The sequence below is a fragment of the Gelidibacter algens genome (assembly GCF_001678675.1).
GTDB lineage: Bacteria > Bacteroidota > Bacteroidia > Flavobacteriales > Flavobacteriaceae > Gelidibacter > Gelidibacter algens.
Genome location: NZ_LZRN01000113.1, coordinates 1 through 1,536 on the forward strand (window position 1 = coordinate 1; position 1,536 = coordinate 1,536).

The 1,536-nt window shown below is 26.4% G+C and carries 2 protein-coding genes; both read right to left on the bottom strand.

The features are described 5' to 3' along the window. Positions 1 to 128 precede the first annotated feature (128 nt). Positions 129 to 464, bottom strand: a complete 336-nt coding sequence (locus A9996_RS19305; protein WP_066439166.1) for a hypothetical protein — start codon at positions 462 to 464, stop codon at positions 129 to 131. A 4-nt stretch (positions 465 to 468) separates the two neighbouring features. Beyond that, a complete protein-coding gene (locus tag A9996_RS19310) occupies positions 469 to 1,341 on the bottom strand; it encodes a hypothetical protein (RefSeq protein ID WP_157487269.1) in 873 nt (290 codons plus the stop codon). Positions 1,342 to 1,536 lie beyond the last annotated feature (195 nt).

Consider the following 1,536-nt stretch of genomic DNA (forward strand, 5'->3'; position numbering starts at 1 on the left):
GACCTATTTTCTATATTGTGGGATGAATAAAAAAGTTGTATCAGAACTATATTACATTCGCCCTTCTAGAACTAATTTTTGGAAATGAAATTGTTTTTAATTTCTTGTTTCTTTTTTAGTATTTTAAATTAATTTTTAAGTAATGTAACTTTTTTAGCTTCATCATCAATTTTTTTAACTAAAATTTCCTGTTCATTTATAGTATTAACTAATGTTAAATTAAAGTTATTCAAAATCTCAATATTTTTTTGAAATTTTTCTTTATTTACAAATAAAAGAGAATAATTAATTATAAAATCATAGTAATCTACAATTTCGTATGAATTAAATTCTTTAAAAGAATCAATTTGATTTAATGCAAAATCAATTTTGAATAATGACTTATCTATTATATTTACGAAGTAAATATGCTTGCTATCTATTAAAAAAGATTTAACATTATTAATTTTTTTGAAAATATTCATTACGTTATTTGAAAATTAAATTAAACACCTCTTTTCTTTCTAAATTCTCAAGTATTCTTTGTACAAAATTTTGATTAGTAAGAAATTCATCTTTTGGGAGCAATTGTTTAACTTTATCGACACCCAAACCTTCCAAAGCTTTTTTACCATCAGCAGAAGAAAGAATTGTTTGTAGGTCACTTTTTGTAAAATCTTGCCCGTAAACTTTCCATTTTATTTGGTTTATATTGGTGGCGTTGTAAAGGTCGCGTTCTATAAATTGTTTTATTATAGTTTTTTCGTCTACACAGTTGGTGCAATATTTTACCTCAATTCTTTTAATAATTTGGCCATCTATTAATAATTCAACAGTTAAATCTTCAGCAGACATGCTATTTATATCCCTTGCGTTTTCTACTCGTTTTTCAAATTTAATAGAATTCCCTTTTAATAAATTATCAAACTCATCGTCTAAAGTTTTTAATACACCATGTGCTCCTTTGCTATTACCTCCTTTTAAAGGATCATTATAGCTTTTATTAAGTTTATTCAATACTTTATCAAAATCTGTAAATGTTGTATTTGGGCTTGCTTCTAGTTTTTTCAACATACCTGCTAAGTCCCCTTTGCTAACTCCAAGTTTAATCAATTTTTCATTTTTTTGTAATTTCGTGAAGGCTTGTAAAGCTTCTACACTTGTTCTTAACTCAGTTCTTCCTGCTTTGGCAAGTTGCAGATATGAATACATACCGTCATCATTTCCTTTTATATAGTTTTTAAAAGCTTGCTTTGTTTTTGGATTAGCAAGATCTTTTGTAAGCTCAACTAACATTTCGCATTGTGCGCTAGTCGACTGTATTATAGAAAATGTAATGAGTCCTATTAAAAATCGTAACATAATATTTTTTTGTTTACTTAATCACACAATATTTCATCAAAATATTTCTTCCTGAAATTTTTCCATCCAGAAAATAATTCTGAATCGGCTTTATTCATTTCTTTTAATATATCATCACCTGCATTGGCAAAATCTTCCATAAATTTAGATTCTAGTGTGCCTAGTTTTTTTACTTTACCATTCAAAACTGGCAGG